Origin of the sequence: Variovorax glucosi, from assembly GCF_051216695.1 — a bacterium.
Classification (GTDB): Bacteria; Pseudomonadota; Gammaproteobacteria; order Burkholderiales; family Burkholderiaceae_C; genus Variovorax.
Window position 1 is genome coordinate 1 of sequence record NZ_JBPJZE010000064.1, and the last position, 1,198, is coordinate 1,198.

Here is a 1,198-nt window from a genome sequence, read left to right on the forward strand (position 1 = left end):
CCGGTGATCAGCGCCGTGCGGCCCTTCAGCGAGAAGAGTTGGGTGGTGTCCATGGTGTGGGTGTCTCCTGAATGACTGATTGATCGGCAAGGCAAATCCAGGAAACGAGCTTAGTGCGCGCCGCGCCGCGCGCGCGTCACCTCGGTGTCAGCGACAGGCTCCGGGGGCTGGTGAAGCTGCGCAGGTCGCCGGTCACCGGGTCGAGAAAAGCCAGCGATCGGGCCAGCAGCTGCAAAGGCTTGCCGAAGTCGTCTGCACCCTCAGGCAGCAGCACTGGGTAGATCGGGTCGTTCACTATCGGCATGCCCAGCGCCATGCAATGCACGCGCAGCTGGTGCTTGCGGCCCGTGATCGGCGAGAGCTTCAGCAGCGCGTGGCCGTCGCGCATCTCCTGCACCTCGATGCGGGTTTCGGAGTTGGGCTCGCCGGGCTCTTCCCGCACGCGCATGAAGTGCTCGTCGTCGACCAGCCGGCTGCGATAAATCTCGGGCACCGACGACACGCCCTCGCGCCACGGCACGATGGCCTCGTAGTGCTTGGCGATGCGGCGCTCGGGAAACATCGCCTGGTAGGCGCCGCGCGTGGCGTGCCGCACCGAGAACAGCACCAGCCCCGAAGTGCTGCGGTCGATGCGGTGCATAGGCACGAGCTCGTCGAGCTTCAGCTTGCGTTTGAGGCGCACCAGCAGGCTTTCCTGCAGGTATTTGCCGGTGGGCGTGACGGGCACGAAGGGGGGCTTGTCCACGACAAGCAGTTCGTCGTCCTGGAACAGGATCTGCTCTTCGAAGGGGATGCGTACCTCGTCGTAGAGCGTGCGGTAGTAGTACACGCGCAGCGGCGACTCGTAGCGGCGCATCGCGGTCACGGGCACGCAGTGCGCGTAGATGAAGTAATTTGCTTAGATTCGTTCGAGCCAGGACTCGCGCGAAATCGAGGAAGAGCGCTCTATCAGGAATTCGGCAATGGTCGGCCAGGGGCCGGAAGACAGGCCGACGCAGCTCGGGCCTACGCCGTCGCGCGTGGGTAGCGGCAGCTGCGGCGGTCGGCGCCGGGTCATGGCGATGAAGATGCTTGCTGCAGCAACGACAGCGCTTGGGCGAACGTCGGGCGCGCGGTGGGGTCGGGCTGCAGGCAGCGGTCTTTCAGTGCGGCCACCGATGCGGGCACCGCGTCGATGCAGCGTTCGAGCAGCTCTTCC

General features: G+C 65.6%; 1 pseudogene. It reads right to left on the minus strand.

Annotation, left to right across the window (positions count from 1 at the left end):
* Positions 1 to 136: 136 nt before the first annotated feature.
* Positions 137 to 1,057: pseudogene (locus tag ACSFA3_RS22870) on the minus strand (pseudouridine synthase).
* Positions 1,058 to 1,198: the final 141 nt, after the last annotated feature.